Consider the following 26,188-nt stretch of genomic DNA (forward strand, 5'->3'; position numbering starts at 1 on the left):
TATCCAAGCATGCCACGCACTTCGTTGAACTGCACGACATCTTCCAAATAATTATCTGCAATAAATTTAGCTCGTAATGGATCACCTGGTAATAGTATTGTCTCTGCAATTTCTACTCCATTAGGCTTAATGTGTGGCGTTTCTTTGTGATTTGTACTCATTGAATAAGTCTCCTTTGTATATGATTAATAAAGTCGTTTTACTCTATTTCTTTAGAAATCTGAATGCGCTTACTTTTCGAGAAAAAATAGACAACTTATATATCTAATGAACATCTCGTATGACAAGTTGTCTAATTGATATTATATAAAAATACCACACGTTCATTTCTTTTTTCAATAAAATTTTGAGTTTAACAATTTAATATTAAAATATCTGCACTTTTTATACTAGATTTCATTGAAATCACCTTATTTATGGAAATTCAAATAGTATGGCCATAAAAAATCTATACACAACTTCAAATACTCGTCACTTAGATTTTTTGTTTGGTTTTTACAACAAAAAAAGAGGCTGTCTAATAAGTCCTATTTAGACTTATTAACACCTCCATTACATCAATTAAGCACTTTAGCGTTATAGCAATACTTCCATTTACATGAAGAATCATATTAATTAATACTTATTTATTGATATTTTTTCAAATCTACCAATTTTCTATAAAAAAACTAAGCATTACATCATTATATTACAATGAAAATTTCTCTAATTTAATTTTCATTGCTTCATTATTATCAAATCGTGATTTATATCCTTGCAAAACGCTCATAAACATCATTTAATGTTCCACAACCCAATTCCTGAACTTTCGCTACATATAAGCTCCACAGTTCAGCAGTTAGCTTTGCATCCCCTAATGCATGGTGACGGTTGACCACTGAAATACCATTTTGCTCACATAAATCCTCTAGTTTCATATTTTTAGATTTAGGTTCAACAATTTTATATAGGAAAGAAGTGTCCACAATTCGATGCTTAAAAGGTGTGCGAAATAACTTTGAGCTGGCATGTTGCATAAAATGTCTTTCATGATTGGCATGATGTGCTACAAGCGTACAATCCCCTTTAAATTGAAGGAAATGGATGAGAACTTCGGATAAACTTGGCGCTTCTATTAATTGATCATTTGTGATACCAGTGAGCTGAATAATTTCCTGGGGAATGTTCTGATCAAAATGAACGAGCGAGTAAAATCCCTCATCTTTTATAATAGTTTTTCCACTCATTTTAATTGCACCAATTGAAAGTATTCCATCACCTTTTTCAGGAGAGAAGCCTGTTGTTTCAATATCGAAAACTACTACATTTAGTTCATGCAAAGGCGTATTTAATGCTTTTTCTTGATTCACCTCTTTTTGCAAATGCCTTAAAAAAGCCATTTGCTGTGAGTTTTGAATATCACCTATTCTACCAGTATTTCTTTTACCTTGAATTCCTCTTAATAGTTGGATAAACGGTTCAAAAACCATTGTTAACACCCTTTATCGATAATTGCTATGACATAATCATGAAGCTTCTTACCATCCTTTAGAATTCTTTTTATTTCTTTCCGTTGTTCTTTTTGAAGACTTTCTATATTCAAGTAATGTGTGTCGGTATAGGATTCCACTTGAAATAATGTCAGACGATATTTTAATAACGTTAAGAAATTGTCTTCACAACCCTTTAACGCCTTTGAATAGTCCTTTGTTTGCTTCAAACATTTCATTCTATCTAACGTAGAAGTTTCAGAAACCCCTTCTTTTATAGACAACACTCGAATGGCATTCACATAGGGTAAAAACGCTGCATATTTTAGATTCACACTTCCTTGGTACATACCATGTTGTTCTACTAAAATTTGACCAAGTGGCCCAATGATATTCTTTACATGCGTTACATTCGCCATAAAACGCTTTAGAACTGTCTGATTTTTTAATTGATATTGGTAAATAACCATTTTTAATTCTTCTACAAAAAAGTTTCTACCTGTTAAAACCCTTGCATCATAAAATATTTGCACGTAACGAATAGCATCCCAGCTTTCGTCTTCCATCCATTTTAGAAGCTGCGCTTTCCATTCATGCATTGACTTACACCAAAGTGAATTTGAGCTCATGACATTGCCTTTACAATAGGGGTAACCAACGATGAATAGTCCATAAGATACTTCTTCACCGAGTTTCTTAAAATAGATATCATTTTCTACATTCGATATTGCATATATCAATCCATGATCTTGGTCACTAATGACTCCTTGCTCAAATCTGCCACCACTCCCAGTAATAAACCATGAGAACTCACAGGGGGGACTTCCCTTGTTCACGCGACCGATGGCTATATCAAATACTTTGCACATTACTTGATCATGAAATTTATTCAAAGAAACAGTATCATCTAGAAAAGAGGAGATATTTTTAACCTTCCATTCCTTTATAGATGCATATGTTCCAATATCTGTTTCCACAGCAACACTTCCCTTTTTACACCAAAAACGCCTTATAAGGGGCTTTTGCCACATTAACGTTACTTAGTTTCTACTACTGGACGTAGGTTTGAGCCTTCTAAAACCATTTGCTCAGGATACCCGTAGTTACCATGTTCACTCATATCAAGTCCCATGATTTCCTCTTCCTCGCTAACACGAATACCACCCATCACTTTTTTCATGATATATAAGATGACAAACGATACAGCAAATGCATAAGCACCAGATGTTGCAACCCCCATTAACTGTACACCTAACTGTTCAAAACCACCGCCATAAAGTAAGCCTGGCTTACCTACTGTTGCAAGTTCAGGTGTAGCAAATAGCCCCGTTGATAAGGTGCCCCATATACCTGCTGTTCCATGTACGGATAATGCGAAGATTGGATCATCAATTTTTTTCTTTTCAAAAAATCTAGTACTATAAAATACTATGACGCCAGCTACGAACCCAATGACTACAGATGCCCAAACATCTACAAATGCACATGCAGCTGTAATTGCTACTAACCCAGCTAGCGCACCATTTAAAATCGTTGTGATATCAGGTTTACCTAACATTACCCACGAAATTAGAGTCGCTGCGACTGCACCTGCTGCTGCAGCAAGATTCGTGTTTAAAGCAACAAATCCGAAGAAGGCACCATCAACTGATACAGTACTACCTGCATTAAATCCAAACCAACCAACCCAAAGGATTAATACAGCTAAAGCAGTATACACTTGGTTATGACCAGCAAGATTATTCGCAGAACCATCTTTTTTATATTTCCCAATTCTTGGTTTCAGTAAGATAGTTGCTGCAAGAGCTGCCATTGCACCGGTTAAATGGACAACTGTTGAACCAGCAAAATCTTGTTTCCCATGTTCAGCTAACCAACCGCCCCCCCAAATCCAGTGTGCAATGACAGGATAAACTAATACTCCGAATAGAATTGTGAAGATGACGTATGCTGAAAACTTCGCACGTTCTGCAAATCCACCGAGTGCGATTGTAACTGATATACCTGCAAATGCTAGTTGGAAGACGAAAAATACAGTTGTAGCAAGCCCTGAATCTTTAACTAATTCTCCTGAATAGAAAAAATCTGACATTCCAACAAAGAAATTCGCATCACTACCAAAGATAAACCCATAGCCTGCTGCCCAGAAAACTAATGATGCTAAACCAAAAGTAAAGACTGTTTTTCCTGCTACGTGACCTGCGTTTTTCATTCTTGTTGAACCTGCCTCAAGTAAGATAAATCCACCAATCATAAAGATTACTAAAATTGCTCCTAGCATCGTCCACAAGCTGTTCATCAAATACATAACATCCATCTTCAATCTCCCCTTTTCACCATGTTAGATTTCTTAATATTTATATGTCAGAAAACTTAACACGTTATTTATATTCTTTATTTTAACCTGTTCCCACCCCTTGTCAACAGAATTTTCAGAATAAATAGAAATTACGTTATAAAAACTAACATGAAAAGGGTTTCAATATCGCTAAAAGACCACTTGTATCCATATTCATTAGAAAATAAAAAGAATACATTTTGAGAAGACATGTTCAAAATGAATTCTTGCAAAAAATCTATGTATTTTTAAGCGTTACTTTGCCTTCTCTATTTTCTTCATGAGGATAGTTTGTCCTCCGTAACAACCTTAAACAATATTGCTGAATTTTCTTTTGTCAATTTAGCATACAGATTATTCCCCTGAACTATTTCTACTTGATCTTTATTAGGACTTATCCAAAGTTGATACACCATGGCTTTTGCCTCTATTTTAGGATTTTTATACTGATAAAAAAATGCGTAAGCAGCTGGAAGATCCATCTCTACTTTATCATCTTCCCAATTTGTTTCTTTTAAATTCTTATACTTCCCTACGAATTATCGGAATTGCTGCAAGTACATTATCTATTATAAAAGTACGGTTAGCGCGTTTAACAAAGCAATAAGCTAGGAAATTTTCGGATGATATTTTAATGATCTTCACACGTCGTTTTGTAATGTCTCCACTACTCGACATATATATCATGTTCACCAATTGATTACGCTGCATTGCTTTCATTAATAACTCTTTAACATTGTTCACTCCTTTTACATCAATAAGAACATTCTTTTCTACTGAGAAAAAAATAACCAGGGGACCGAATTCACGGTTACCTAGTTTTAAGTGTAGTATCATGGTTATGGAGTTATGAAAGTTAATATGAATAATTAGCTAAAATAAGGTTACTTAGACTTATTTTATTGGTTTATTCATTAAGTTTAAACATAAAAAATTGAACGTAAAAATCTTCATTATCAATATTTTTTTCTTCTTCAAACTCAATATTTAGCGCTTATCAAAAGGTTCTTCTAAAATATAACTGAAGGTTCATTCTTTGCTAATTTAACAACAATGCATTTCCTTTTATCCAATTAATCAACATCTACGTTAGTCTATACGCCTTCCAATTTAAATCGAATGACTTAATTTCGAAATCGTCATTTGATGATATGTCTAACCCATCTGTAAACTCGCAAAGATTGAGTAATAATGCTGAGTATATGACAAATATTTCAATTGCTCTTTTTCACAATCATGCTTCCTTCAATAAAATACTATTACTAAATATTTGATATATAAAAGGGAACACCTGCTAACCAGGAAGTTCCCTTTTTATTTTTAGATAAAATACACCTAATCAACGTTTGAGAAAAATAGTATACGGTTAGCGATTGAAGCTTTTTTCAACCGATAACTGTTCCCTTACCTAAAAGAGTTGCACCGAATGCATATGGTTAGCTACCATCCAGTATCTACGACTAAAAATGGGCTAAATCTCAATTATACTCCAAGATTAACAATATCCACCATTCAACCTAATCTATATAAACACTTTCACATGTTCCAGCAGCTGGTTCATAAAAACAATGATTTTTAAATTGACCAGTAAAAGGTTGACCGTACCATGTTGGAGGACATTCAGCAAACGGATTAAAATACCAAAGGGCAAAATGCGCTGGATGTTGTCTCCAATAATCCAAATTCATTTTTGCTAATCTTTTTTCATTTGATCTCGCTCTTTGATAAAATAAATTCCCTTTTTGAACAGCTTCAAAAGAATAATTTCCTCCTTGCACCTGATAAATGACATCTTCAATTGTTCTTACATCTCTAAAGTCTAAACAATCTGCTACAGCACGATTAACAATTACATTGCCAACATATAACATCCCTTGGTTTCCTTCGCCCTCGGCTTCCGCTCTCATCATCCTTGCCATTAAATCAATGTCTGCCTCTCGATATTTAACTCTTGGCATTTTTCCACCCCGTAAATATTATATGAAAAAAAGCATTTATTGTTGTCATTATTTATAACAATAAGCATTACTCATTACAAAGAAATTCTCCAGAACATTAAACGATTCGATTTAGTAATTGTTCAATTCACTAGTCTCCTTGGTTGAATGAGAAAAAAACCGCCTGAGCAGCCACACACTCTTTAACTCAAGCACTTGTTAGTTGAATAGAAATCACTTCCGACTCAATCAATTAATATAGACTTTTCACTAAACGAACTATCATTCTTGGAATAAAAGTTAAGATGTTTAAAACCAATTCAGATAAGATTGAATCACGAATTTCATCCACTATTCTTTTGAAAAATCCTTCTTTACCTTTCTTTTTTTCTTTTTTCATCTTTTATACCCTCTTTAACTCTCAAAAATTATACAAGTATATTCCTCTAAATAGTTCCTCAATTATTCTACCTATACCCTTTATACCTCAAGAAAAAAACTTATTTTTCTTTATGTAACTAAACTGTACAACCAACAGCAATCAAGAAATAAATGCTCAATAATATGGCGGCTTTTTTATGTCCTATTCAAGCCCTCCATTTCTTATAATCATCTTACCATTAATAATCCAATCATTTTTTTAAACTAACCTGCCCGTTAGTTTAATTACATTACTTCACATTCTTTTCATCGATTTCAATATAATTATCCAATAAAAAATCACCTCAAAGAAAAACTAAAGAGGTGATTTTATAGAACAACACAATAATTAATATTTTTAGTCCCCACCGCCACAAGAAGACCCTGAATCACCAGAATCCGAACTAGACGAAGAACTTCCACATGAATTTGATGAATCACCAAATACAGAAGAAAAAAAACCTGTATTTGTTATATCATTATTGCTATCAACTCGTGAATAATCAGCTTCCTTCTTAAGACTATTACTTTTATGTCCTTTACGTTTTTTATTGAATAGCCACATACAAGACCTCCTTAAAAATGAATTCTTCAAAAATAATCTAGTTTTTCTCTTCTAAATAAGGTCCACAAATTGAGATTTTCAAAAGAATTTCTGTGAGCTCTTCTGGCGTGTGTTTATCTAGCCCTTCCAACCACGAGGTGATTACTTCTAAAAAAGCCCCCGTAGCATACTGAATCAATATATCTTTAGGTACAATTACTACCATACCTGATTCCTGTGCCGCTCCTATACCTTCTTCTACAAAAGATCGAATAATCTGCTTAAATTCTTTCGCAAATTTTGTCTTACGGTTTTGCAATAAGAACATTTCATAGTAAGAATGATTATCCTTAATATGTTTAAATAATGACACCATGTTTCCAGGTAAGTTGGTTGAACTTAAATCTCGAATGGCCATTTTTTGCTGAACTGCAATACGAGATGTTAAATCACTTAACATCTCTTCAGAAAATTTATCCATTAGTTCATTAATAGACGAATAATGTTTGTAAAATGTCGGACGTGTAATATTAGCACTTTCACAGAGAGTTTTAATAGAAATTGTTTCTGAAGAAGTGAGCATATTAAAGAATGCATTTTTAATGCTTTCTAAGCTTCTTATTTCTCTTGGATCTAATCCTTCTTTCATTAGTTACACTACCCCCGATCAATGTACGTATTCCAATATTATACAAAAAATAATGTGGAAATGCGAAATAACTTGATTTAAACAAAATTACTCATAGAAAAGAGCTGACTTTGAATAATTAGCCCTTTTCTATGAAATAATAATTAAAGTGCAGTCCATCCACCATCGATAACAAGTTCAGAACCAGTAACAAAACGTGCCTCATCACTTGCTAAGAATAATACACCGTAGGCAACATCTTCTGGGTTACCCATATAAGGAAGTTGAGTGTGTGCTTCATAATAAGGCATAGCAGGTTCCATATGTGGCTCTGTCATTGGTGTAACGATAATTCCCGGGTGTACTGAGTTTACGCGAATTCTATCTTTACCGTATTCAATTGCAGCAGCTTTTGATAAAACACGCAATGCTCCTTTAGAAGCTGTATAAGGGCTTGTACCAGCCATACCCACAAGTCCACCAATAGAAGAAATATTAACAACTGAACCACTGCCGTTTTTCTGCATTTCAGGAACAGCATATTTCATACCTAGTACACAGCTATTTAAGTTAATATCCATTACTCTATTCCATTCAAACATCTCGATATTAGCAATTACACTCGTGCAAGACACACCTGCATTATTAACAAGAATATCTACTTTACCGAATTTCTCAACAGTTAAAGCTACAACTTCTTTCCATTGTACTTCTGAAGTTACATCATGCTTAAATGCAATTGCCTGACCACCCGCTGCATTAATTGCTTCAACTACTTCATTTAAAAGTTCTTCTTGAATATCTGTAGCAACTACAGATGCTCCTTCTTTAGCGAATAACTCGCATTCTTTAGCACCCATACCCGATGCTGCACCCGTAATAATTGCTACTTTACCGCTCAAACGCCCCATATAAAAACCTCCTATTAATATGTAATTGAACAAACTATTTTACACTATGAAAAATAGTTTTCGTTATCTTTATAACACGAATATTCTGAAATAGCAAATAAGGGTATTTTTAAATACCATAATAACTAGCATTAAAAATAAAGGACTTATATAAATGGTTAAATTATACAAAAAAACTCAGATAATTTGTTGTTGATGGAAAGAGTTCCACCCTTTTCAATGAACCTGTCGCACTATTAGTAGAAACTCTTCGATGCACTTTATTAATAAGTGATCAAAATCACCGTTTTTCATTTTCCATTTTGGAGAAAAAACTAATTACATATAAGTAAAAATTTTCAATTTATATCTTGCTAATTTTTAGCTTTTTATCCATCTTTCAAAAATGAAAATATCCATTTATACATCATTGCAAACTAGTGTTTTCCTACGGAAATTTAAATAGGTCTAAACTCACATTTTAAAAATATATTTCATCTATTATTCTATCTATGAAATCTGCTGTTAAAAAAGACAGAAACATCTATACACCAACGTTTATATTAGATTTCAAAAATTTCAACACCGCGAAAAAGTTACTGAAATCAATAGTTCTAAGTACGGCTATCATTTGAAATGAAGTTTAGTAAACGCTATAGTAATAAAGTAAACACTCTATTTTGCCCATAAAAAAATCCCTTATTTGATGTTGTTTTTCCCCTTTTTTCTTTACCCTCATCATTAACACATATCAAAAATTGGTAAAAATATGAGTAAAGCAAGCATAAATATAATGACTAATTTCCATTTACTTTATTAAACAATTGGAAATTCAAGTAAGAAGGATTGTTTTCGTCAACTTCGCACATGATAAATCAATAACTTCTTATTTATTTTCCGAGATAATTAAATTTAATAATCGTTATTTCATGACTGCTTCTGTTTTCAAAAAGAATATTAAGAACGAGGTGTTTAAATGGATCCTTTTGTAGAAGTAAGAAACGTATCAAAGATTTTTGGTAAGTCTCCCAAAGCAGCACTGGAGCTTTTAGAATTAGGTCGTTCTAAAAAAGAAATTTTGAAAGAGACTGGACAAACATTAGGTGTAAATAAAGTGAACTTTAGTATTTACCCTGGAGAGATCTTCGTAATCATGGGCTTGTCTGGTAGTGGTAAATCTACGTTAATCCGAATGTTTAATCGTTTGATTGCCCCAACCATTGGTGAGATCTTAATTGATAATGAAGATATTGTAAAAATGAGCGCTTCCCGTCTGAGAGAAGTAAGACAACAGAAAATTAGTATGGTATTTCAAAACTTTGCTCTTTTCCCCCACAAAACAATTTTAGAAAACACTGAATTTGGACTTGAGATTCAAAAGAAACCTATAAAAGATCGACGTGAGAAGGCTATGCAAGCTTTAGAAATCGTTGGACTTAAAGGGTATGAACATCAATTACCATCACAACTAAGCGGTGGTATGCAACAAAGGGTAGGTCTTGCTCGCGCACTTGCTAGTGACACCGATATCTTGCTGATGGATGAGGCATTTAGTGCACTAGACCCATTAATCCGTAAAGACATGCAAGATGAACTACTCGAGATTCAGGAGAATTTCAAAAAAACGATTATCTTTATTACACATGATTTAGACGAAGCACTAAGAATTGGCGATCGAATCGCTTTAATGAAAGATGGTAGTATCATCCAACTTGGTACACCGGAACAAATCATGATGAACCCAGCAAATGAATTTGTTGAAAAATTCGTAGAAGATGTCGATTTATCTAAAGTCTTAACAGCTTCACATATTATGAAACGTCCTGAGAAAATCGGTGCCGATAGAGGTCCGCGTGTTGCACTAGAGATCATGCGTAAAGAAGGTTATTCAAGTATATTCGTGGTGGATCGTAAGAAAAAACTACTCGGTGCCATCTCTGCGGAACAAGCTCGTCACGCGATTGATCAAAACTTATCAATATTAGAAGTCATGACAACTGAAGTACCAACAGTACCTGAGGATGCACTACTTGTTGACTTAATGGATGTTATGGCAACATCCGCTCTTCCAATATCAGTCGTAGATGATAAACACAGAATCAAAGGAATTGTTATTCGCGGAGCTGTCATAGGTGCATTAGCTGGTAACAAAGATTCCTTGAACGCATTGGAGAGTGAGTAAACGATGAATATGACAAAAATTCCATTAGGTGAATGGGTAGATTCTTTAGTAGATTGGATCACAGTCACGTTTGCTGCACTGTTTTCATTTTTTACAAATTTTATCGATGGACTGTTAAATATAATTGTTGATGTATTAAGTGTCGGCCCCCCAATCGTTTTAATTATTGTGTTAGCTTTACTAGTCGGCTACACCAGTAAATGGCCATTAGGTATATTTACAGTAGTGAGTTTGCTATTAGTTGATAACTTAGGTTATTGGGATTCAACGATTCAAACTTTAGCGATTGTGTTAGTATCAGGATTCTTTATCATTTTACTTGGTATTCCTATTGGTATATGGTGTGCACAAAATAAAACAGTACAAAATATCGTTACACCTATTTTAGACTTTATGCAGACAATGCCTGCATTTGTTTATCTGATTCCTTCAATACTATTTTTCGGAATCGGTGTAGTACCAGGTATTGTTGCATCGTTTATTTTCGCGATTGCGCCCGCTATACGTATGACGAATCTCGGTATTCAAGAAGTGCCAAAAGATTTGATTGAAGCATCAGATGCATTCGGCTCAACACCTAGTCAAAAATTATTTAAAGTTCAATTACCTTTAGCAACACCAACTATATTAGCAGGTATTAACCAAAGTATTATGCTTGCCCTTTCTATGGTTGTTACTGCTTCATTAGTTGGTGCGCCTGGACTTGGTGCAGACGTTTACCGTGCAGTGAGTCAGATTAATGTTGGACAAGGTTTTGAAGCAGGTCTTTCTATTGTATTCATTGCCATCATTTTAGACCGCATTACTCAAAACATCCGTAAACCAGCGTATGAAAAACTTGTAAGTCGTAAAATTGTCCTTATTATCACAGGTATCCTCATTGTAGTCGCTGCATTATTTAACACATTTACAAAAGAGGACACTATTAAAGGTACTGGTTCTGCAATTGGTGAAGCGACGAATTATAAAATTATCGGTATTGAGCCTGGCGCTGGTCTTATGACACAAGCTAAAACGGCTATGAAAGATTATAAATTAGATAATTGGACGCTTGTTGAAGGTTCTTCTGCCGCAATGGTTGCTGAATTGAAAAAAGCATATTCAAAGAAAGAACCAATTATTATTACAGGTTGGTCTCCACACTGGATGTTTGCTTCCTTCGATTTGAAATATCTTGATGATCCTAACGGGACATTTGGTGGCGCAGAAGAAATTAATACACTCGTACGAAAAGGTTTAAAAGAAGATGCTCCAGGTGCATATACAATACTTGATCAATTCTCTTGGGACACAAGTGATATGGAGAAAGTTATGGTAGATGTATCAGGTGGTATGGATCCAAAAGAAGCAGCTAACAAATGGATTAAAGCAAATACTGATAAAGTAGCTGAATGGACGAAAGGAGCACAAGCGGGTAATGGTGAAGAAATTAAACTCGTTTATGTTGCTTGGGACACTGAAATTGCTAGTACAAACGTCATTGCGAAAGTACTTGAGCAAAACGGCTATAAAGTAAAAATGAGTCAAGTTGAGGTTGGACCGATGTTTGCAGGTGTTGCAAACGGCAGTGTCGATGCAATGGTCGCAGCATGGTTACCAAGTACTCACAAGGATTATTATGAATCATACAAAAAAGATTTAGTTAATTTAGGACCAAACTTAAAAGGAACAAAAAATGGTATTGTAGTTCCTAAATATGTAGATATTGATTCGATTGAAGATTTAAAATAGAAGAAAACGAACCCAAAATAGTATCCACTATTTTGGGTTTTTCTATATTTATGTTATAGCTTCAATCTTCCTATGCACTGTAGCTACTAGTTCTTTCACGGTATATTGTTCTAGATTAAGGATTGTTTTTACGATTTGCACTCTTTGTTCGAATGGTAAATTGTTTGTCAGCGTCATAAATTTCTCAACTAACGCATCTGTAGACACTGGATTTTCTGGATCTCCTACTGGATAGCTCGTTTTTGCTTTATAAATCGAACCATCATTAAAATGTATCGACAGATTTGTACCCCATTCTTCTGGATATGCAGCATCTACTTTTTCATCTACTTGAACTACAATTTTTTCTACTATTGCGCGAATTGTTGGATCGTGCAATATTTGTTCTGTAAATGCATGATAACTTCCGCTACCAGTTATTAATGCAAGGGCCGCACAAAACTGAATACTAAATTTTGCAGCATAAATCGTATCAGGAGATGGATTATCCGTTATATCCAATGCTACTTTATAAGTTGAAATTACGATTTTCTTTATCGCTTTTAAATTCACATTATGTCCTTTATGATATTCGACTAGTAAATCCATTACATGATGTGTATGACGACATGAAGCATGTATTTTAAATGAGTTTTCAATAATTTTAAAGCTATCGCCTAAACCATCCGTCATTTTGGACACATCATGCTGTTCACTCATGGCTTCAAAAAAGCCGCGACTTCCTTCTAAAATTTTCTTCGCGCCCGTAAATCCTTTTTGCGCAAGTAAACAACTTAAAACACCGTGCATAGCCGCTTTCCCTGGATGAAGTTGCTTGGACATTGCACCATCTTCAATAAATTCCCAAAGACCAGCTGCTTGTGTACCAGCACTACCTAACGCATCGACAATTTGATTTTCATTTAACTTCAGTAACTTCGCTACTGCCGCAGTAGCACCAAAAGTTCCACATGTAGCTGTATTATGGAAGTAATAATAATGTGATGGTGACACTGTTTCCCCAACTCGATACGCCACTTCATACCCTGCGACAATCGCTGTGATAAGATCTTTCCCAGAATGCCTTTTCCACTCAGCAACTGCGATTGCGGCTGGCATTACAACTGTTGCCGCGTGCACTATAGATGCTTTATGAATATCATCGAGTTCAATAATATGACTTGCCGCACCATTTAATAACGCTACATTCAACACTGAATTTTTTACATTAGTAACTGTTGTTGCTTGCGGTGTTCCACCCATTTCACGAATGAGTTCATTAATCATTTGTATTGGAACCCCATCTCGTCCTTTTAGAGCAGATGCATAATAATCAAGGATACACCGCTTTGTAAATGTAACGACTTCCTTTGGTAATTGCTCGTATGTTAAACCTACAATGTAGTTTGCGATTTGATTGCTAAACCCCACAAAACTGCCCCCTAATCCATTTTAATAATAATACGTGATGAATCCCCAGTTGCTAGTAAATCAAAACCTTCGTTAATTTCTTCGAGGGTAATAATGTTCGACATTAGCTCATCTACAGGCAAACGTCCTTGCTTCATAAGCTCAATATAACGTGTAATATCACGCTTTGGTACACAACTACCAACATACGATCCTTTTAACGTCTTTTCTTCCGCTGTTAATGTCACGTAAGGAAAAGAAAATTGATGTTCTGGATGCGGTAAACCCGTTGTTGTCGCAATACCGCCACGCTTTGTTACAGCATATGCAACATCCAAAGCTGCTACTGCCCCAGCTGTTTCAAATGCATAATCGACTCCGCCGTTCGTATACTTTTTGACTTGTTCAATGACATCTTCGTCCCTTGAATTAAAGACAGCCGTAGCTCCCAGTTCTTTTGCTTGTACGAGTTTTTTTTCATTAATATCAATCGCAATCACTTCGCTAGCACCTGCAGCAATTGCACCAAGCAATGCGCTTAAGCCAATGCCCCCAAGGCCGATAACAGCTACCGTACTACCAAGCTTCACATTTGCCGTATTCACGACCGCTCCTACACCAGTAATAACCGCACAACCAAACAAAGCGAGTTTTTCAAATGGCAGATCTTCATCAATTTTTACCAAAGAATTCTCTGATACTACTGCGTATTCAGAAAAAGCAGAGACACCCACATGGTGATTGACATCCTCTGTTTCAGTATGAATGCGAATTCCTCCACTAATTAGTGTCCCTGCTCCATTTGAAACAGCACCTGGTTCACAAAGTGCCGGGCGACCTTCAGAACATGGAATACAGTGTCCGCAACTTGGTACAAAAACACAAACCACTTTGTCGCCAGGTGAGAATGCTGTCACACCTGCGCCTACTTCAACAACAATACCAGCCGCTTCATGTCCAAGCGCCATTGGAAGAGGTCGTGGGCGACTACCATCAATAACGGATAAGTCCGAGTGACAAAGACTTGCTGCTTTTATTTGAACAAGCACTTCTCCTACTTCTGGTGAATCTAGCTCTACTGTTTCAATATGAATTGGTCGACTTTTTGCATAGGGCTTTTGAACACCAGATGCACGTAAAATAGCTGATTTTACTTTCATTGGTAACGTCCCCTTTACGTTAAGATATTGATACCGATAAACTTCAACTCTGTCATACCTTCAATTGAATATTGAATACCTTCCTTGCCAACTCCACTCTTCTTCACACCGCCATATGGAATATGATCATAGCGCTTAACAGAAACTTCATTTATCCATACGCCACCGGTTTCTAATTGTTCTGCCACACGAAGTGCACGATTAATATTATTCGTAAAGATACCTGCCTGTAAGCCGAATTCTGTATCATTCGCCCATTTGATGACATCTTTTTCTCTAGTAAAAGGGATGATAGAAATTATAGGTGCAAATACTTCGGCACAAACCACTTTCATATCAAATCGAACATGATCTAGAATGGTTGCTTGCATCATTGTCCCGTGACGCTTCCCACCAGTCAGCACAACTGCTCCTTGAGCAACTGCTTCATCTACCCATTCTTCTGCACGTTTTGCTGCCTCTTCTGTAATCATCGGTCCAAGTTCTGTTGATTCATCAAGTGGATCTCCCATTTTCAAATTAGACACTTTTTCAACAATCTTTTTTATAAATTCCTTATACACTGTCTGATGAACAAAAATACGTTGTGCTGATACACATGCCTGCCCTGCAAATGTGAACCCGCCCATTGTAATCGCATTGACTGCATGATCGATATCTGCATCTTCAAATACGATATTAGGTGCATTGGAGCCAAGCTCTAACGTAATTTTTTTCCCTTTCGCCATCTCTTGTATTTTCCATCCAACTGTACTACTTCCTGTGAATGTCACCTTTTTAACAAAAGGGTGTGTTACTAATGTTTCTACTAATTGTTCTCCAGGACCATTTAACAAATTAAATGCTCCCTTTGGTAAACCAGCTTGTTCAAATAATTTATATAACTTTATCGCTGATAATGGCGTCTTCTCTGCTGGTTTTAACACGATAGTATTACCTGCTGCGATAGCAGGAGCAACTTTATGAAGGGACATATTTAACGGGAAATTGAATGGTGTAATTGCTGCAACAACTCCAATTGGTACTCGTTTAGCTATACCTATTTGCCCTTCACCACCAAGTGCATTATCTAAGACAATTTGTTCCCCATTTAAATTTTTTGCCCCTTCAGATGCAAAGCGTAATACTTGAATAGCCCGAGCTACTTCACCTCTTGCTTCTACAATCGGCTTGCCTGCTTCTAGAGCTAACGTCTTCGCAAAATCTGATGCTTGGATTTCTAGTAGATCTGCCGCTCGACGTAAAATTGTACTGCGTTCATGTGCTGGCATTGACTTCATTTTTTGTTGGTATATTTCATGTGCTACTTCAACTGCAAGTTTCACATCGCTAGTTGTAGCACAACTGACTATTCCGATTAGCTCACTGTTATAGGGATTACGCACTTCAATTTCTTCACGTAAATCACCTTTAATTTCAACACCTCTAATATAAGAACAAGATTCAATCATTTTTTAATCCTCCTCTGTATTTTATAAAAATACCCTAAGACAATAGTGGCCTTAGGGATGTTATTTGATTTACTCGTAATATCCTTCGGTTGATTTAATAAATGAATTAAACTGACTTGCATCATGACCAAACCAAATTGTTGAATTATTTTGTTCTGCAAGTTTTCGAATACGTTCTGCTGAGCTACTATAGCCAACAGAATCATAAATAATACCTGGTGGTTTAACGGGTGGCCCTAAGCTCTCTGCTGTATATAAAGCATCAGAAGCAAGTAGAAGATTACCTGTACCTGGCAACTCAATATGCAAGCCAAGCATGCCGTAAGCATGACCTGGACCAAAGTTTAAGATTTTGATACCATTCACAAGTTCCACTTCTTTTTCATGTGATTTGATTGTACGCCAGCGTAGCTGATTTTTTATCCAGGCTTCTACATCACCCCATATATAAGCACCCATATCACGTGTCATCGCAAATGTTTTCATAACATTAGATAACTCAGAATCATGGACAATGATTTCGGCATTCGTAAATAGCTCTAAGCAACCAGCATGGTCTAAATGCAGATGAGATGCGACAACATATTTTATATCTTCTGGACGCACCTTAAGTTGTTCCAAACGATTGATTAAGTAGCATTCCTCACTTTGGAAAACTGGGAACAGCTTTTGTACACCTTGTGGCCAGCGTCCTTCTTCTCCCATACCATCAGGATTACAACCTGTATCAAATAAAATTTTCCCTTCAGGATGATCAATCAATACTGCATAAACTGGGAATTCTACAAACTCTGCTGGGGGGGAAGGATTATCAACACTTGCTGGGTTATGCATAGCAATCATATAGTTTTTATCCATCTTCATCGAACCGGTGTCTAATACATACACTTTCGATTTACACATAGTCATTCCTCCAATTGATCAATTATTTAGAGCTACTTTCAAAAACAGAAGTCTGGTGTTAATTTTGCAAAGCTTGCATGTTCATGAAACGCTCAATTTCTACATCACTTTTCCCTAAAGACCTTAGCACTTCAACTGTATGCTCACCTAGAGCTGGGGGCATATTTCTGACTTGCCAATCCACTGATGATAGTGTAATCGGTAAGCGGGTTAAGTGGATGTTTCCATTGTTTGGGTGCTCGGCATCTATAAGCATTTGGTTACTAAGTGTTTGAGGGTGCATTGCTACATCAGTCATTTGCTGAATCATGGCACTAGGTACACCTTGCTTCTCTAGAGCGACAAGCCAATCTGCTGCTTTTTTTGTTTGTAGCACATCAGCTAGTTTTTCATTGAGCAGTTCACGATTTTGAACACGCATTACGTTTGAAAAAAATCGCTCATCTTTAAGCCATTGCTGCTTCTCTAACACTTCACAGAGCTTTTCAAATAATCGATTATTAGAAACGCCTATCATGATCGGCACATCTGCTGTTTGAAAAGCCCCATATGGTGCAAAGGAAGCGTGATTAGAGCCTAATTTTTCTGGATTTTGCCCTGTTAACATAGTTGAGAGTAAATGATAACCTACCCAGTTGACACCTGTTTCAAAAAGTGAAGTTTCAACTTTTTGCCCTTGTCCATTTTCTTTTCGCTGCAAAAGAGCTGCTAAAATACCAAGCGCACCCCACACAGCACTACCTTGGTCTAAAATCGAAACAGGTACACGTGCTAATTGATCGCTTCCTGTCATACTCATTAAACCTGTTTCGGCCTGTAAAATAGCATCATAGCCAGGTTTATGTTTGGAAGGGCCTTTTTGACCATATGCTGATAACGAACAATAAATTAAACGCTCATTTAAAGATTTCAAAGTATCAAAGCCAAGCCCTAACTTATCGGCTTTTCCTAATCGATAATTTTCAACAAAAATATCGGCATCACGTATTAGCTCATACATTACTTTCTTTGCTTCTAGTATTTGCAAATTTAAAACAACTGACTTTTTATTGCGATTAATATTCAAGAAAAATGTTCCATCTTCTTTAACAATCGGGGCCATTTTACGAGCTTCGTCACCCACACCTGGACGTTCAATCTTAATAACTTCCGCACCAAGATCAGCTAGAATCATCGTCAAGCTAGGACCTGAAATGTTCGTCGTGACATCAATGACTCGCATTCCTTGTAATGGCAACATTCATTTCATCACCCTTCCATTTACACCTTCCTATTCCAAAACATCACTTAGTAAGATTTCGGCATATTCAAAACATGCTCCCCTACAAACGATAAAATAAGATTTGTCGAAATAGGTGCTACTTGATATAATCGCGTTTCTTTAAATTTACGCTCAATATCGTACTCCGTCGCGAAGCCATAACCACCGTGTGTTTGTAATGTGACATTGGCCGCTTCCCAAGACGCATCGGCTGCAAGTAGTTTTGACATATTCGCCTCTGCCCCACATGGTTTTCCTTCATCAAATAATTGAGCTGCTTTAAAACGCATGAGATCGGCCGCTTCAATATTGATATGTGCTCTTGCAATCGGGAACTGAATGCCTTGATTTTGACTAATAGGACGATTAAAAATGACACGTTCATTCGCATAGTTTGTCGCACGTTCAATAAACCAGCGACCGTCACCAATACATTCTGAGGCTATTAAAATACGTTCTGCATTCATACCGTCTAAAATGTACCGAAAACCCTTTCCTTCCTCTCCAATTAAGTTCTCTACAGGCACTTTTAAATGTTCCATAAACAACTCAGTCGTTGAATGATTCATCATCGTCTTAATCGGTCGAATTTCAAGACCATTGCCCACTGCCTCTCGCAAATCAACTAATAGCACGGACAAGCCTTCACTCTTTTTCGTTACTTGTTCAACAGGGGTTGTACGCACGAGTAAAATCATTAAATCAGAATGTTCCGTACGAGATATAAAAACCTTCTGACCATTCACAATATAGTGATTACCTTGTCGCACGGCTGTAGTTTTTAAATTTGTCGTATCCGTACCTGTATTTGGTTCTGTCACCCCAAATGCTTGTAGGCGTAAGCTTCCATCAGCAATTTTTGGCAAATACATACGTTTTTGATCATCCGAACCATGACGTAAAATGGTTCCCATCGTATACATTTGGGCATGGCATGCCCCTGAGTTTCCACCAGAACGATTGATTTCCTCTAAAATAACGGACGCTTCTGTAATGCCAAGTCCCGAACCCCCATATTCTTCAGGAATCAGAGCTGCTAAAAAGCCTGCATCAGTTAGCGCTTTCACAAATTCCGTTGGATATGCTTGCAGCTCATCAATTTCTCGCCAATATTTGTCGGGAAATGCTTTACAAACAGCACGTACACTTTGACGGAGTTCTTCTAAAAACGCCACTTTTTCTTCTGCTAATAACAACGCAATTCTCCCTCACTTCCCTGTGAAAATCGGTGCCCTTTTCTCATTAAATGCAAGCACACCTTCAAGACGATCATTTGAATTAACCGCTAAGTTATAAATCTCTATTTCTTGTTTTCTCGCTTCACTATTTGATAATGTCCCTAACGTATTTGCACTCTTCTTACAACCTTGCACACCCAAAGGAGCATTTTTTGCAATTTTATTTGCAAGTCTTAGTGCTGTTTGGAACAACTCCTCCGGTAGGACGACCGCATTAAGTAGACCAGCATCACTTGCCTCTTCTACTCCAAAGATTTCACCGGTAAACAACCATTGTTTCGCTTTATGTAATGGCACTCGTTTCGGTAAAAGACGTGAACCACCACATCCAGGCATAATGCCACGCGTTACTTCTGGCAAGCCAAATTTCGATGTTTGTGCTGCAACAAGTAAATCGCAATTGAGCGCTAATTCAAAACCACCCGCCAAAGCATAGCCATTCACTACGGCAATTGTTGGCTGTGGTAGATCCTCAAGCGCATAAAACATTTGCTCAAATAATTCATGCTGATCCTTCCAAGCCTCATCAGAAAGTCCTTGGCGTTCCTTCAAATCCGCTCCAGTGCAAAATGCATCATTATTTGAAGAAGTTAAAAGTACAACCCGAATGGACGAATCAGTTGAAACAACTTTTAAAAGAGACAACATATACTCAGCCATTTTTGTATTAAAAGCATTGAGCATTTTCGGTCGATTTAAAGTTATGTTTAAAATCTGTCCGTTTTCTCCTAATATTTCAGTTAGAATGGGATTCATAATTACACTCCTTCATTGACTAAAATTGAAGCTCGTGTTATTTCACGATTTGCGGAAGTATCAAGTGCTTTTGCAATATCTGCTAACGTATAATCACAAGCTAGCATGTCATCAAATGGGTATAAATCGTTTTTGTCACTTAAAAACGCGAGTGCTTTTTGCAAATACCATGGATTGTATCGAATAACACCTAAAATCTGAATATTTTTTCGCGTCATTAGCCCTGGGTCAAACTCAGTCAACTTTCCTGGTGAGATATTACCAATACTAATGTACTTGCCTCCTGCTTTTAATAAATGGATACCCTCATTTAATGCAGCAGGTACACCCGTTAACTCCATCGCAATATCAGCGCCTCTATTGTTCGTTAAAGCTAATAGGCGAGCTACTCGATCTGCTACCGAAGGATATTCTGCAAAAGAAATTGTATAATCTGCCCCAAACCTCTTCGCAAGTGCAAGGCGACTTTCAACAGCATCGATCACAATTACTGTCGCACCTAATGATTTCGCAACAGCGGATGCATTCAATCCAAGTCCTCCAGCTCCTTGTATGACGACTGTATCGCCATACTTAATACCCGCTTTTTCAATCCCATAATATACTTGAGACAATGCACAATTGGCACTGGCTGCAGATGCATCTGAGACATTTTCTGGTACTTTATAAAAATATTGATTTGGATGAATATAATAATGCGTTGCAAAAGAACCATGGAAATGAGGGTATTCATGAGCATCCTTACTCCAAAATTCGTATGCATTTTCGCATAAGTTAAACAATCCTTGCTGACAATGATTACACTTGCGGCAAGTTAAAAAGTAAGCCGCTGCAATCCTGTCTCCAACTTTCACTGGATTTCCAGCAAAATCCGTTGTGACATTTTCACCAAGCTCTACAATTTCTCCCACCATCTCATGACCCATCACACCTGATTTTTTTGTTGGATGTTGTCCTCTCCAAATGTGTAGTTCAGAACCACATACATTCGTTCGAATCACTTTCACTAATACACTACCTTGTCCAGCTTTTGGTAAATCATATTCTTCAAAGATAAGTTGCTCAGGCTCTGTCATCACCGCGACTTTCCCTTTCATAGGAATCCCACCTTTTCTTTGATTTACATCTTATTAATTCTATTTCTATGTGATTCAAAAAATGAGTATAATCTAAAGTTTAATTTTTTCTATTTCAATATTTTTACAAAAGATGCACTTAGAATGACCATTCATACTATTTTTATTGCCATTAAGATGCAGAATTCAGTTGTTTTGACTAAAAAGCATATAATATACGCAAATTTATACACTTTTAGAGTTTTATTTACTGCCTTGCATAGCGTTCCATGATATACTAAAAGCATTGTGAAAAAAGGAGGAACTTACATGATTCAAGTAAGTAATGTAGGTCTTCGCTATGGCGACCGTAAATTATTTGACGACGTAAATATTAAATTCACACCAGGTAACTGTTACGGACTAATCGGAGCAAACGGTGCTGGTAAATCAACATTCTTAAAAATTTTATCTGGTGATATTGAGGCACAAGATGGCCATGTATCAATGGGTAAAGATGAACGTCTTTCTGTATTAAAGCAAAATCACTTCGAATACGATGAATTTAACGTTTTAGATACAGTTGTTATGGGGAACAAACGTCTTTGGGAAGTAAAAGCTGAAAAAGACGCAATCTACGCAAAAGAAGAATTTTCTGATGAAGATGGCATGCGTGCTGCTGAATTAGAAGGTGAGTTTGCTGATCTAAACGGTTGGGAAGCTGAATCTGAAGCGGCAACATTATTAAACGGTTTAGGGATTGGCGACGAACTTCACTATTTGCTTATGGCTGACCTAGAAGGTTCTGACAAAGTTAAAGTGTTATTAGCACAAGCTCTATTTGGTAAGCCAGACGTTCTATTACTGGATGAGCCTACCAACCACCTTGACTTAAAAGCAATTCAATGGTTAGAAGAATTTTTAATCAACTTTGAAAATACGGTTATTGTTGTATCCCATGACCGTCACTTCTTAAACAAAGTATGTACACATATTGCTGACCTGGATTTCTCTAAAATCCAATTATATGTCGGTAACTATGACTTCTGGTATGAGTCTAGCCAATTAGCACAAAAAATGATGTCTGACCAAAACAAGAAGAAAGAAGAGAAGATTAAAGAGCTACAAGCATTCGTTGCTCGTTTCTCTGCGAACGCATCTAAATCTAGCCAAGCAACTTCTCGTAAAAAAATGTTGGATAAAATCGAGCTTGATGACATTAAACCATCTAGCCGTAAATATCCATTCATCAACTTCCAAACTGGTCGTGAAATCGGTAATGATGTGTTAACTGTTGATGGTCTAACAGCAAGTCATGATGGCGAAACTCTATTTAAAGATATTCGCTTCTCAATGAACAAAGAAGACAAAATCATTTTATTAGGTAGCCCACAAGCAAAAACTGCTCTTCTTGATATCTTAATGGAACAAAAAGAAGCAGATGCTGGAACATATAAATGGGGTGTTACTACATCTCAAAGCTACTTTGAAAATGATCATGATAAATACTTCGGAGGCAATGAGAAATCATTAGTAGAATGGTTACGCCAATATTCACCAGAAGACGAAACTGAAAGCTTCTTACGTGGATTCTTAGGTCGTATGCTATTCTCAGGTGAAGAAGTGAAAAAATCTCCTTCTGTATTATCTGGGGGAGAAAAAGTTCGTTGTATGCTTTCTAAAATGATGCTTGCATCTGCAAATGTTATTTTACTTGATGAGCCTACTAACCACCTTGACCTTGAGTCAATCCAAGCACTAAATGAAGGTTTAATCCGCTTCAAAGGCGCTATGGTCTTCACATCTCATGACCATCAGTTCATCGAAACAATTGCTAACCGCGTAATTGAAATCCGTGAAGACGGTTCAATTTTAGATAAGCAATTAACTTATGATGAATATTTAGAGTGGAAAGAAAAAGAAGGTTTGAAATAATCCTTTTTAATCACTTTTAAGGATTTAAACCGAACAAAACCCTGGACTTCCCAAGTTAATTGGAAAGTCCGGGGTTTTTTATGTCAACTAATAGAATTTAATATCTATTTATAGCGCTGGAAATAAATCCAAACAGATGATTTGAAGATCCAATTAAACTTCTCTATTTCTATACAATTTCTAAAAGTTCAGTAAGCTCATGGATTTCATACGTCGGCTTAATCCCTACTTTATTTTCTTTAAAATGCGGATTAAACCAGCACGTATCAATCCCGTAATTGATCCCACCTTGGATATCAGAGGTTAAAGAATCACCCACGATCAACACTTTTTCTTTATCTGTAATCTGTAACTTAGAAAACGCATATTCGAAAATACCTTTTTCAGGTTTCTGGAAACCAATTTCTTCAGAAATAAAGATATGCTCAAAAGTATTACTGAGAGGAGAGCCCCCAATTCTTGCTATCTGCACATCTTTAAAGCCATTTGTGATAATAGACAGCCGACAATCAGAAAGCTTGTCACATACTCCAACAGCTCCCTTTATAGGATTTATTTCCTTGCCCAAATATCCAAGATAAATACTACTGAACTTTTCAGCATTAATTTCAAGCTTATGTGTAAAGAACAACTGCTTAAATCTTTCAACTCCCAGTTTTGGTAAAGTGATAAGTCCTTGTTCCAAATCTCTCCATAACATCATGCTAATCTCTTTGTATGTGGTTCCATAATCCGCTAATCCCTTTGGTAATCCGAACTCCACAAAAGTCTTATGTAAGGCATTTTTTTCCGACTTACTAAAGTCCAATAGTGTATCATCAACATCGAACAAAATAATTTCGTACATCATATAGCTACCTCCATTAAACAATACCGACCTAACTAGGACGCTTCACATAATTTGAATTCAAAAAACATTGATGTACTCTCTGTTACTTCATTTGTTATATCTCTATCTTCCCCTGCAAAGTATGTAAAAAAATTGACTATTGATAGGACTTTGGAAGAAAGCTTGTATTCATAGTTTTATAGAAGAGTACATCCATATTATACGGTATATTTAGAAAGCCTTATATATCTCATAGCTCTTTCATTCAATTAGCTTTAGTCATTCATTTGATTTTTATATGACCTACTGAGACAGAAATATCTAATTCGTTATCCGACTTTATGTAATTCACTATTCTATTTCCTGCCCCTTGTTTTATTATATTTTCGATTAGTAATTTATCATTTTCTGAAGTTATTTTCCCATTCTTCGTTGCAATATTGAAGCTAATTTTATTTTTTTCTAGCTCTTTAGGTAGGGTTATGTGGACATTGCCGTTTGATAATTTTATCTTGCTCTTGCCCTTTATATGAGTAAAAACCAAGCTTTTTAGTGAGCCTGTTTGGTTCTTTATATTAACCGCTCCATCCACACTCCCTATTTTAATAGAACCGTTTTTTGCTTCAATATTTAAGACTTCCCCTTTAAAAGAGTCTACATTAATATTTCCTACACTTGAACTAAAACTTAATTGATTAATTTCACTTACATTTTTTGCAGTTATATTGCCATTTCGCGTATTTATTTGCACATGTTCTAATAATCCAGTAGGAATATTCAATATCAATTCCCCTCTTTTTGTTAAACCAGGCACTATGGTCATCCACTTTTTTTGAATTGCCTTTAGCTTTATAATGGCTTGATCCTTCTCATAAACAATATCCATGCTAGGACTTCCAACGAATGATTTTTGACCTTTATACCTAACATTCATCATGGGCCCACCAGTGACTATAACAATGTTTGAAATATCAGCATCAACATAAATCCTCTTCACGATTTCCAAATCACTCTTGTACTCAACATCTTTTTTACTTATATTCGATGAAATAAGAGAGCTAGCTATTATCAAAATCAACACCCCAATCATCCATTTTATTTTTTTCATACTCTTCTCCTTATTTAGAATTAATAATAATCATTTTAACTTCATAAATAAAATATTTCAATCACTAAAATATATATTTAATATAATATGTAATAATGATACTAAATGTCAAATTTCTTAAATAAAACATTTTCTCAGTATCTAGTGATAAAACCCAATCAACTAATAATGGAGGTATCGACCTTCTCTAGCCCTATATCTTGAAAATTCAAAAGAAAAGATACGATTTTGAAATTTGGCCAACCTCAATGAGCTATTATACTTTGCCTATTAACGAGTAGATTTACTGTTTTCTTTAATAAAATCTAACTATGACATAAAGAAATGATGTAATATTTAGATATTGAGTCGAAAGGATGGCTATATAAAATGATCAAACTAAGTGAATTACAATCTTGGGTATCAAAACTTGGACTTGTTCCTCATCCAGAGGGGGGATACTACAAAGAAACTTTTCAATCTGAGGAATGCACTTCTGACAAAGAGTTACAAGTAACTTTTGAAGGTAAAAGAAAGCTTTATACGAGTATTTATTTTCTATTAACGTCAAATGACATTTCCCATTTCCATCGTTTGAAATCTGATGAATTATGGTACTATCACGGTGGAAGTCCTTTAACAATACATATCATTCATGAAAATGGAGAATATGAAGAGATTAAATTAGGATTAAATCTTGAAAAAGGAGAAGTCCCTCAAGCTTTAGTTCCTAAACATTCAATCTTTGGATCTTCTGTTATGGGGGAAGATGTATGCTCTCTAGTTGGGTGCATGGTTTCTCCAGGTTTTGAATTCCAAGACTTCGAATTGTTTACACAAGACGAACTTTTACTAAAATACCCTCAACACAGAGACATCATTTTGAAGTTAGCGTACAAACAAATTCCAAAATAATTTATTAGGACTTACTATTTACTTACAGGGACAAAAAGTATTTTTTTGCCCCTGTTATGTATAAACCTAT

The 26,188-nt window shown here is 35.9% G+C and carries 24 protein-coding genes and 1 pseudogene; 4 read left to right on the top strand and 21 right to left on the bottom strand.

What is annotated here, in order from left to right:
- The 11 genes and pseudogenes from ACQKM9_RS18495 to ACQKM9_RS18545 all read right to left on the bottom strand — a co-directional run.
- Positions 1 to 161 (bottom strand): annotated as a pseudogene (locus tag ACQKM9_RS18495) (purine-nucleoside phosphorylase); the annotation flags it as partial.
- Between the two features lie 585 nt (positions 162 to 746).
- On the bottom strand, positions 747 to 1,469 hold the full coding sequence (locus tag ACQKM9_RS18500) for an exonuclease domain-containing protein (protein WP_427735860.1): 723 nt from the start codon (positions 1,467 to 1,469) through the stop codon (positions 747 to 749).
- Between the two features lie 2 nt (positions 1,470 to 1,471).
- Positions 1,472 to 2,446: a DUF294 nucleotidyltransferase-like domain-containing protein gene (locus ACQKM9_RS18505; protein ID WP_427735861.1), complete on the bottom strand. Its 975-nt coding sequence runs from the start codon at positions 2,444 to 2,446 to the stop codon at positions 1,472 to 1,474.
- Positions 2,447 to 2,505: 59 nt separating this feature from the next.
- The gene (locus tag ACQKM9_RS18510; RefSeq protein ID WP_427735862.1) at positions 2,506 to 3,786 is read right to left on the bottom strand and encodes an ammonium transporter; all 1,281 of its coding nucleotides are present in this window, start codon (positions 3,784 to 3,786) and stop codon (positions 2,506 to 2,508) included.
- Between the two features lie 299 nt (positions 3,787 to 4,085).
- The gene (locus ACQKM9_RS18515) at positions 4,086 to 4,289 is read right to left on the bottom strand and encodes a hypothetical protein (protein ID WP_427735863.1); all 204 of its coding nucleotides are present in this window, start codon (positions 4,287 to 4,289) and stop codon (positions 4,086 to 4,088) included.
- Between the two features lie 40 nt (positions 4,290 to 4,329).
- Entirely contained in the window at positions 4,330 to 4,644 is a 315-nt protein-coding gene (locus tag ACQKM9_RS18520) for a hypothetical protein (protein ID WP_427735864.1), read from the bottom strand.
- 680 nt (positions 4,645 to 5,324) lie between these two features.
- Positions 5,325 to 5,765 carry a cell wall hydrolase gene (locus ACQKM9_RS18525; protein WP_427735865.1) on the bottom strand — a complete coding sequence of 147 codons (441 nt, stop codon included), beginning with the start codon at positions 5,763 to 5,765 and terminating at the stop codon, positions 5,325 to 5,327.
- 232 nt (positions 5,766 to 5,997) lie between these two features.
- Positions 5,998 to 6,144 carry a hypothetical protein gene (locus ACQKM9_RS18530; protein WP_427735866.1) on the bottom strand — a complete coding sequence of 49 codons (147 nt, stop codon included), beginning with the start codon at positions 6,142 to 6,144 and terminating at the stop codon, positions 5,998 to 6,000.
- A gap of 378 nt (positions 6,145 to 6,522) precedes the next feature.
- Positions 6,523 to 6,729, bottom strand: a complete 207-nt coding sequence (locus tag ACQKM9_RS18535) for a hypothetical protein (RefSeq protein ID WP_427735867.1) — start codon at positions 6,727 to 6,729, stop codon at positions 6,523 to 6,525.
- A gap of 37 nt (positions 6,730 to 6,766) precedes the next feature.
- Positions 6,767 to 7,357, bottom strand: a complete 591-nt coding sequence (locus ACQKM9_RS18540) for a TetR-like C-terminal domain-containing protein (RefSeq protein ID WP_427735868.1) — start codon at positions 7,355 to 7,357, stop codon at positions 6,767 to 6,769.
- Positions 7,358 to 7,500: 143 nt separating this feature from the next.
- Positions 7,501 to 8,247 (bottom strand): SDR family NAD(P)-dependent oxidoreductase, encoded by a 747-nt coding sequence (locus ACQKM9_RS18545; protein ID WP_427735869.1) that lies wholly within the window; start codon positions 8,245 to 8,247, stop codon positions 7,501 to 7,503.
- Between the two features lie 955 nt (positions 8,248 to 9,202).
- On the opposite strand from ACQKM9_RS18545, the gene ACQKM9_RS18550 reads away from it, so the two are divergent.
- Both ACQKM9_RS18550 and ACQKM9_RS18555 read left to right on the top strand, forming a co-directional pair.
- Positions 9,203 to 10,408: a quaternary amine ABC transporter ATP-binding protein gene (locus ACQKM9_RS18550; protein ID WP_427735870.1), complete on the top strand. Its 1,206-nt coding sequence runs from the start codon at positions 9,203 to 9,205 to the stop codon at positions 10,406 to 10,408.
- Between the two features lie 3 nt (positions 10,409 to 10,411).
- Positions 10,412 to 12,139, top strand: a complete 1,728-nt coding sequence (locus tag ACQKM9_RS18555; protein WP_427735871.1) for a glycine betaine ABC transporter substrate-binding protein — start codon at positions 10,412 to 10,414, stop codon at positions 12,137 to 12,139.
- A gap of 48 nt (positions 12,140 to 12,187) precedes the next feature.
- Here ACQKM9_RS18555 and ACQKM9_RS18560 read toward each other — a convergent pair whose 3' ends face one another.
- The 8 genes from ACQKM9_RS18560 to ACQKM9_RS18595 all read right to left on the bottom strand — a co-directional run bounded on the left by ACQKM9_RS18560 (position 12,188) and on the right by ACQKM9_RS18595 (position 21,394).
- On the bottom strand, positions 12,188 to 13,549 hold the full coding sequence (locus ACQKM9_RS18560; protein ID WP_427735872.1) for an MmgE/PrpD family protein: 1,362 nt from the start codon (positions 13,547 to 13,549) through the stop codon (positions 12,188 to 12,190).
- Between the two features lie 11 nt (positions 13,550 to 13,560).
- Positions 13,561 to 14,688, bottom strand: a complete 1,128-nt coding sequence (locus ACQKM9_RS18565; RefSeq protein ID WP_427735873.1) for a zinc-dependent alcohol dehydrogenase family protein — start codon at positions 14,686 to 14,688, stop codon at positions 13,561 to 13,563.
- A gap of 14 nt (positions 14,689 to 14,702) precedes the next feature.
- Complete coding sequence (locus ACQKM9_RS18570; protein ID WP_427735874.1) at positions 14,703 to 16,139, bottom strand: aldehyde dehydrogenase family protein; 1,437 nt, start codon at positions 16,137 to 16,139, stop codon at positions 14,703 to 14,705.
- A 69-nt stretch (positions 16,140 to 16,208) separates the two neighbouring features.
- Positions 16,209 to 17,042 carry an AhlS family quorum-quenching N-acyl homoserine lactonase gene (ahlS, locus tag ACQKM9_RS18575; RefSeq protein ID WP_427735875.1) on the bottom strand — a complete coding sequence of 278 codons (834 nt, stop codon included), beginning with the start codon at positions 17,040 to 17,042 and terminating at the stop codon, positions 16,209 to 16,211.
- Positions 17,043 to 17,100: 58 nt separating this feature from the next.
- Positions 17,101 to 18,282 carry a CaiB/BaiF CoA transferase family protein gene (locus ACQKM9_RS18580; protein WP_427735876.1) on the bottom strand — a complete coding sequence of 394 codons (1,182 nt, stop codon included), beginning with the start codon at positions 18,280 to 18,282 and terminating at the stop codon, positions 17,101 to 17,103.
- 47 nt (positions 18,283 to 18,329) lie between these two features.
- Positions 18,330 to 19,499, bottom strand: a complete 1,170-nt coding sequence (locus ACQKM9_RS18585; RefSeq protein ID WP_427735877.1) for an acyl-CoA dehydrogenase family protein — start codon at positions 19,497 to 19,499, stop codon at positions 18,330 to 18,332.
- A 12-nt stretch (positions 19,500 to 19,511) separates the two neighbouring features.
- Complete coding sequence (locus ACQKM9_RS18590; protein WP_427735878.1) at positions 19,512 to 20,297, bottom strand: enoyl-CoA hydratase/isomerase family protein; 786 nt, start codon at positions 20,295 to 20,297, stop codon at positions 19,512 to 19,514.
- Between the two features lie 2 nt (positions 20,298 to 20,299).
- Positions 20,300 to 21,394 carry a zinc-binding dehydrogenase gene (locus ACQKM9_RS18595; protein ID WP_427735879.1) on the bottom strand — a complete coding sequence of 365 codons (1,095 nt, stop codon included), beginning with the start codon at positions 21,392 to 21,394 and terminating at the stop codon, positions 20,300 to 20,302.
- A 288-nt stretch (positions 21,395 to 21,682) separates the two neighbouring features.
- Here ACQKM9_RS18595 and ACQKM9_RS18600 point away from each other — a divergent pair, with 288 nt between their 5' ends.
- Positions 21,683 to 23,287, top strand: coding sequence for an ABC-F family ATP-binding cassette domain-containing protein (locus ACQKM9_RS18600; RefSeq protein WP_427735880.1), 1,605 nt, complete (start codon positions 21,683 to 21,685; stop codon positions 23,285 to 23,287).
- Positions 23,288 to 23,456: 169 nt separating this feature from the next.
- Here ACQKM9_RS18600 and ACQKM9_RS18605 read toward each other — a convergent pair whose 3' ends face one another.
- Together ACQKM9_RS18605 and ACQKM9_RS18610 are read right to left on the bottom strand one after the other, a co-directional pair.
- Positions 23,457 to 24,137, bottom strand: a complete 681-nt coding sequence (locus ACQKM9_RS18605) for a YjjG family noncanonical pyrimidine nucleotidase (protein ID WP_427735881.1) — start codon at positions 24,135 to 24,137, stop codon at positions 23,457 to 23,459.
- A 262-nt stretch (positions 24,138 to 24,399) separates the two neighbouring features.
- Positions 24,400 to 25,224: a DUF4097 family beta strand repeat-containing protein gene (locus ACQKM9_RS18610; protein WP_427735882.1), complete on the bottom strand. Its 825-nt coding sequence runs from the start codon at positions 25,222 to 25,224 to the stop codon at positions 24,400 to 24,402.
- A 369-nt stretch (positions 25,225 to 25,593) separates the two neighbouring features.
- On the opposite strand from ACQKM9_RS18610, the gene ACQKM9_RS18615 reads away from it, so the two are divergent.
- Positions 25,594 to 26,118 carry a cupin domain-containing protein gene (locus ACQKM9_RS18615; RefSeq protein WP_427735883.1) on the top strand — a complete coding sequence of 175 codons (525 nt, stop codon included), beginning with the start codon at positions 25,594 to 25,596 and terminating at the stop codon, positions 26,116 to 26,118.
- The last annotated feature ends 70 nt before the right edge of the window (positions 26,119 to 26,188 follow it).

Origin of the sequence: Viridibacillus sp. NPDC093762, from assembly GCF_050279675.1 — a bacterium.
GTDB lineage: Bacteria > Bacillota > Bacilli > Bacillales_A > Planococcaceae > Viridibacillus.

Bases quoted from the DNA above. Each gene is read 5' to 3' on its own strand.
- ACQKM9_RS18500 (WP_427735860.1), bottom strand. From the start codon at position 1,469: ATGGTTTTTGAACCGTTTATCCAACTATTAAGAGGAATTCAAGGTAAA.
- ACQKM9_RS18510 (WP_427735862.1), bottom strand. From the start codon at position 3,786: ATGGATGTTATGTATTTGATGAACAGCTTGTGGACGATGCTAGGAGCA.
- ACQKM9_RS18515 (WP_427735863.1), bottom strand. From the start codon at position 4,289: ATGGATCTTCCAGCTGCTTACGCATTTTTTTATCAGTATAAAAATCCT.
- ACQKM9_RS18520 (WP_427735864.1), bottom strand. From the start codon at position 4,644: ATGATACTACACTTAAAACTAGGTAACCGTGAATTCGGTCCCCTGGTT.
- ACQKM9_RS18525 (WP_427735865.1), bottom strand. From the start codon at position 5,765: ATGCCAAGAGTTAAATATCGAGAGGCAGACATTGATTTAATGGCAAGG.
- ACQKM9_RS18530 (WP_427735866.1), bottom strand. From the start codon at position 6,144: ATGAAAAAAGAAAAAAAGAAAGGTAAAGAAGGATTTTTCAAAAGAATA.
- ACQKM9_RS18535 (WP_427735867.1), bottom strand. From the start codon at position 6,729: ATGTGGCTATTCAATAAAAAACGTAAAGGACATAAAAGTAATAGTCTT.
- ACQKM9_RS18540 (WP_427735868.1), bottom strand. From the start codon at position 7,357: ATGAAAGAAGGATTAGATCCAAGAGAAATAAGAAGCTTAGAAAGCATT.
- ACQKM9_RS18545 (WP_427735869.1), bottom strand. From the start codon at position 8,247: ATGGGGCGTTTGAGCGGTAAAGTAGCAATTATTACGGGTGCAGCATCG.
- ACQKM9_RS18550 (WP_427735870.1), top strand. From the start codon at position 9,203: ATGGATCCTTTTGTAGAAGTAAGAAACGTATCAAAGATTTTTGGTAAG.
- ACQKM9_RS18555 (WP_427735871.1), top strand. From the start codon at position 10,412: ATGAATATGACAAAAATTCCATTAGGTGAATGGGTAGATTCTTTAGTA.
- ACQKM9_RS18565 (WP_427735873.1), bottom strand. From the start codon at position 14,688: ATGAAAGTAAAATCAGCTATTTTACGTGCATCTGGTGTTCAAAAGCCC.
- ACQKM9_RS18570 (WP_427735874.1), bottom strand. From the start codon at position 16,139: ATGATTGAATCTTGTTCTTATATTAGAGGTGTTGAAATTAAAGGTGAT.
- ahlS (WP_427735875.1), bottom strand. From the start codon at position 17,042: ATGTGTAAATCGAAAGTGTATGTATTAGACACCGGTTCGATGAAGATG.
- ACQKM9_RS18580 (WP_427735876.1), bottom strand. From the start codon at position 18,282: ATGTTGCCATTACAAGGAATGCGAGTCATTGATGTCACGACGAACATT.
- ACQKM9_RS18590 (WP_427735878.1), bottom strand. From the start codon at position 20,297: ATGAATCCCATTCTAACTGAAATATTAGGAGAAAACGGACAGATTTTA.
- ACQKM9_RS18595 (WP_427735879.1), bottom strand. From the start codon at position 21,394: ATGAAAGGGAAAGTCGCGGTGATGACAGAGCCTGAGCAACTTATCTTT.
- ACQKM9_RS18600 (WP_427735880.1), top strand. From the start codon at position 21,683: ATGATTCAAGTAAGTAATGTAGGTCTTCGCTATGGCGACCGTAAATTA.
- ACQKM9_RS18605 (WP_427735881.1), bottom strand. From the start codon at position 24,137: ATGATGTACGAAATTATTTTGTTCGATGTTGATGATACACTATTGGAC.
- ACQKM9_RS18610 (WP_427735882.1), bottom strand. From the start codon at position 25,224: ATGAAAAAAATAAAATGGATGATTGGGGTGTTGATTTTGATAATAGCT.
- ACQKM9_RS18615 (WP_427735883.1), top strand. From the start codon at position 25,594: ATGATCAAACTAAGTGAATTACAATCTTGGGTATCAAAACTTGGACTT.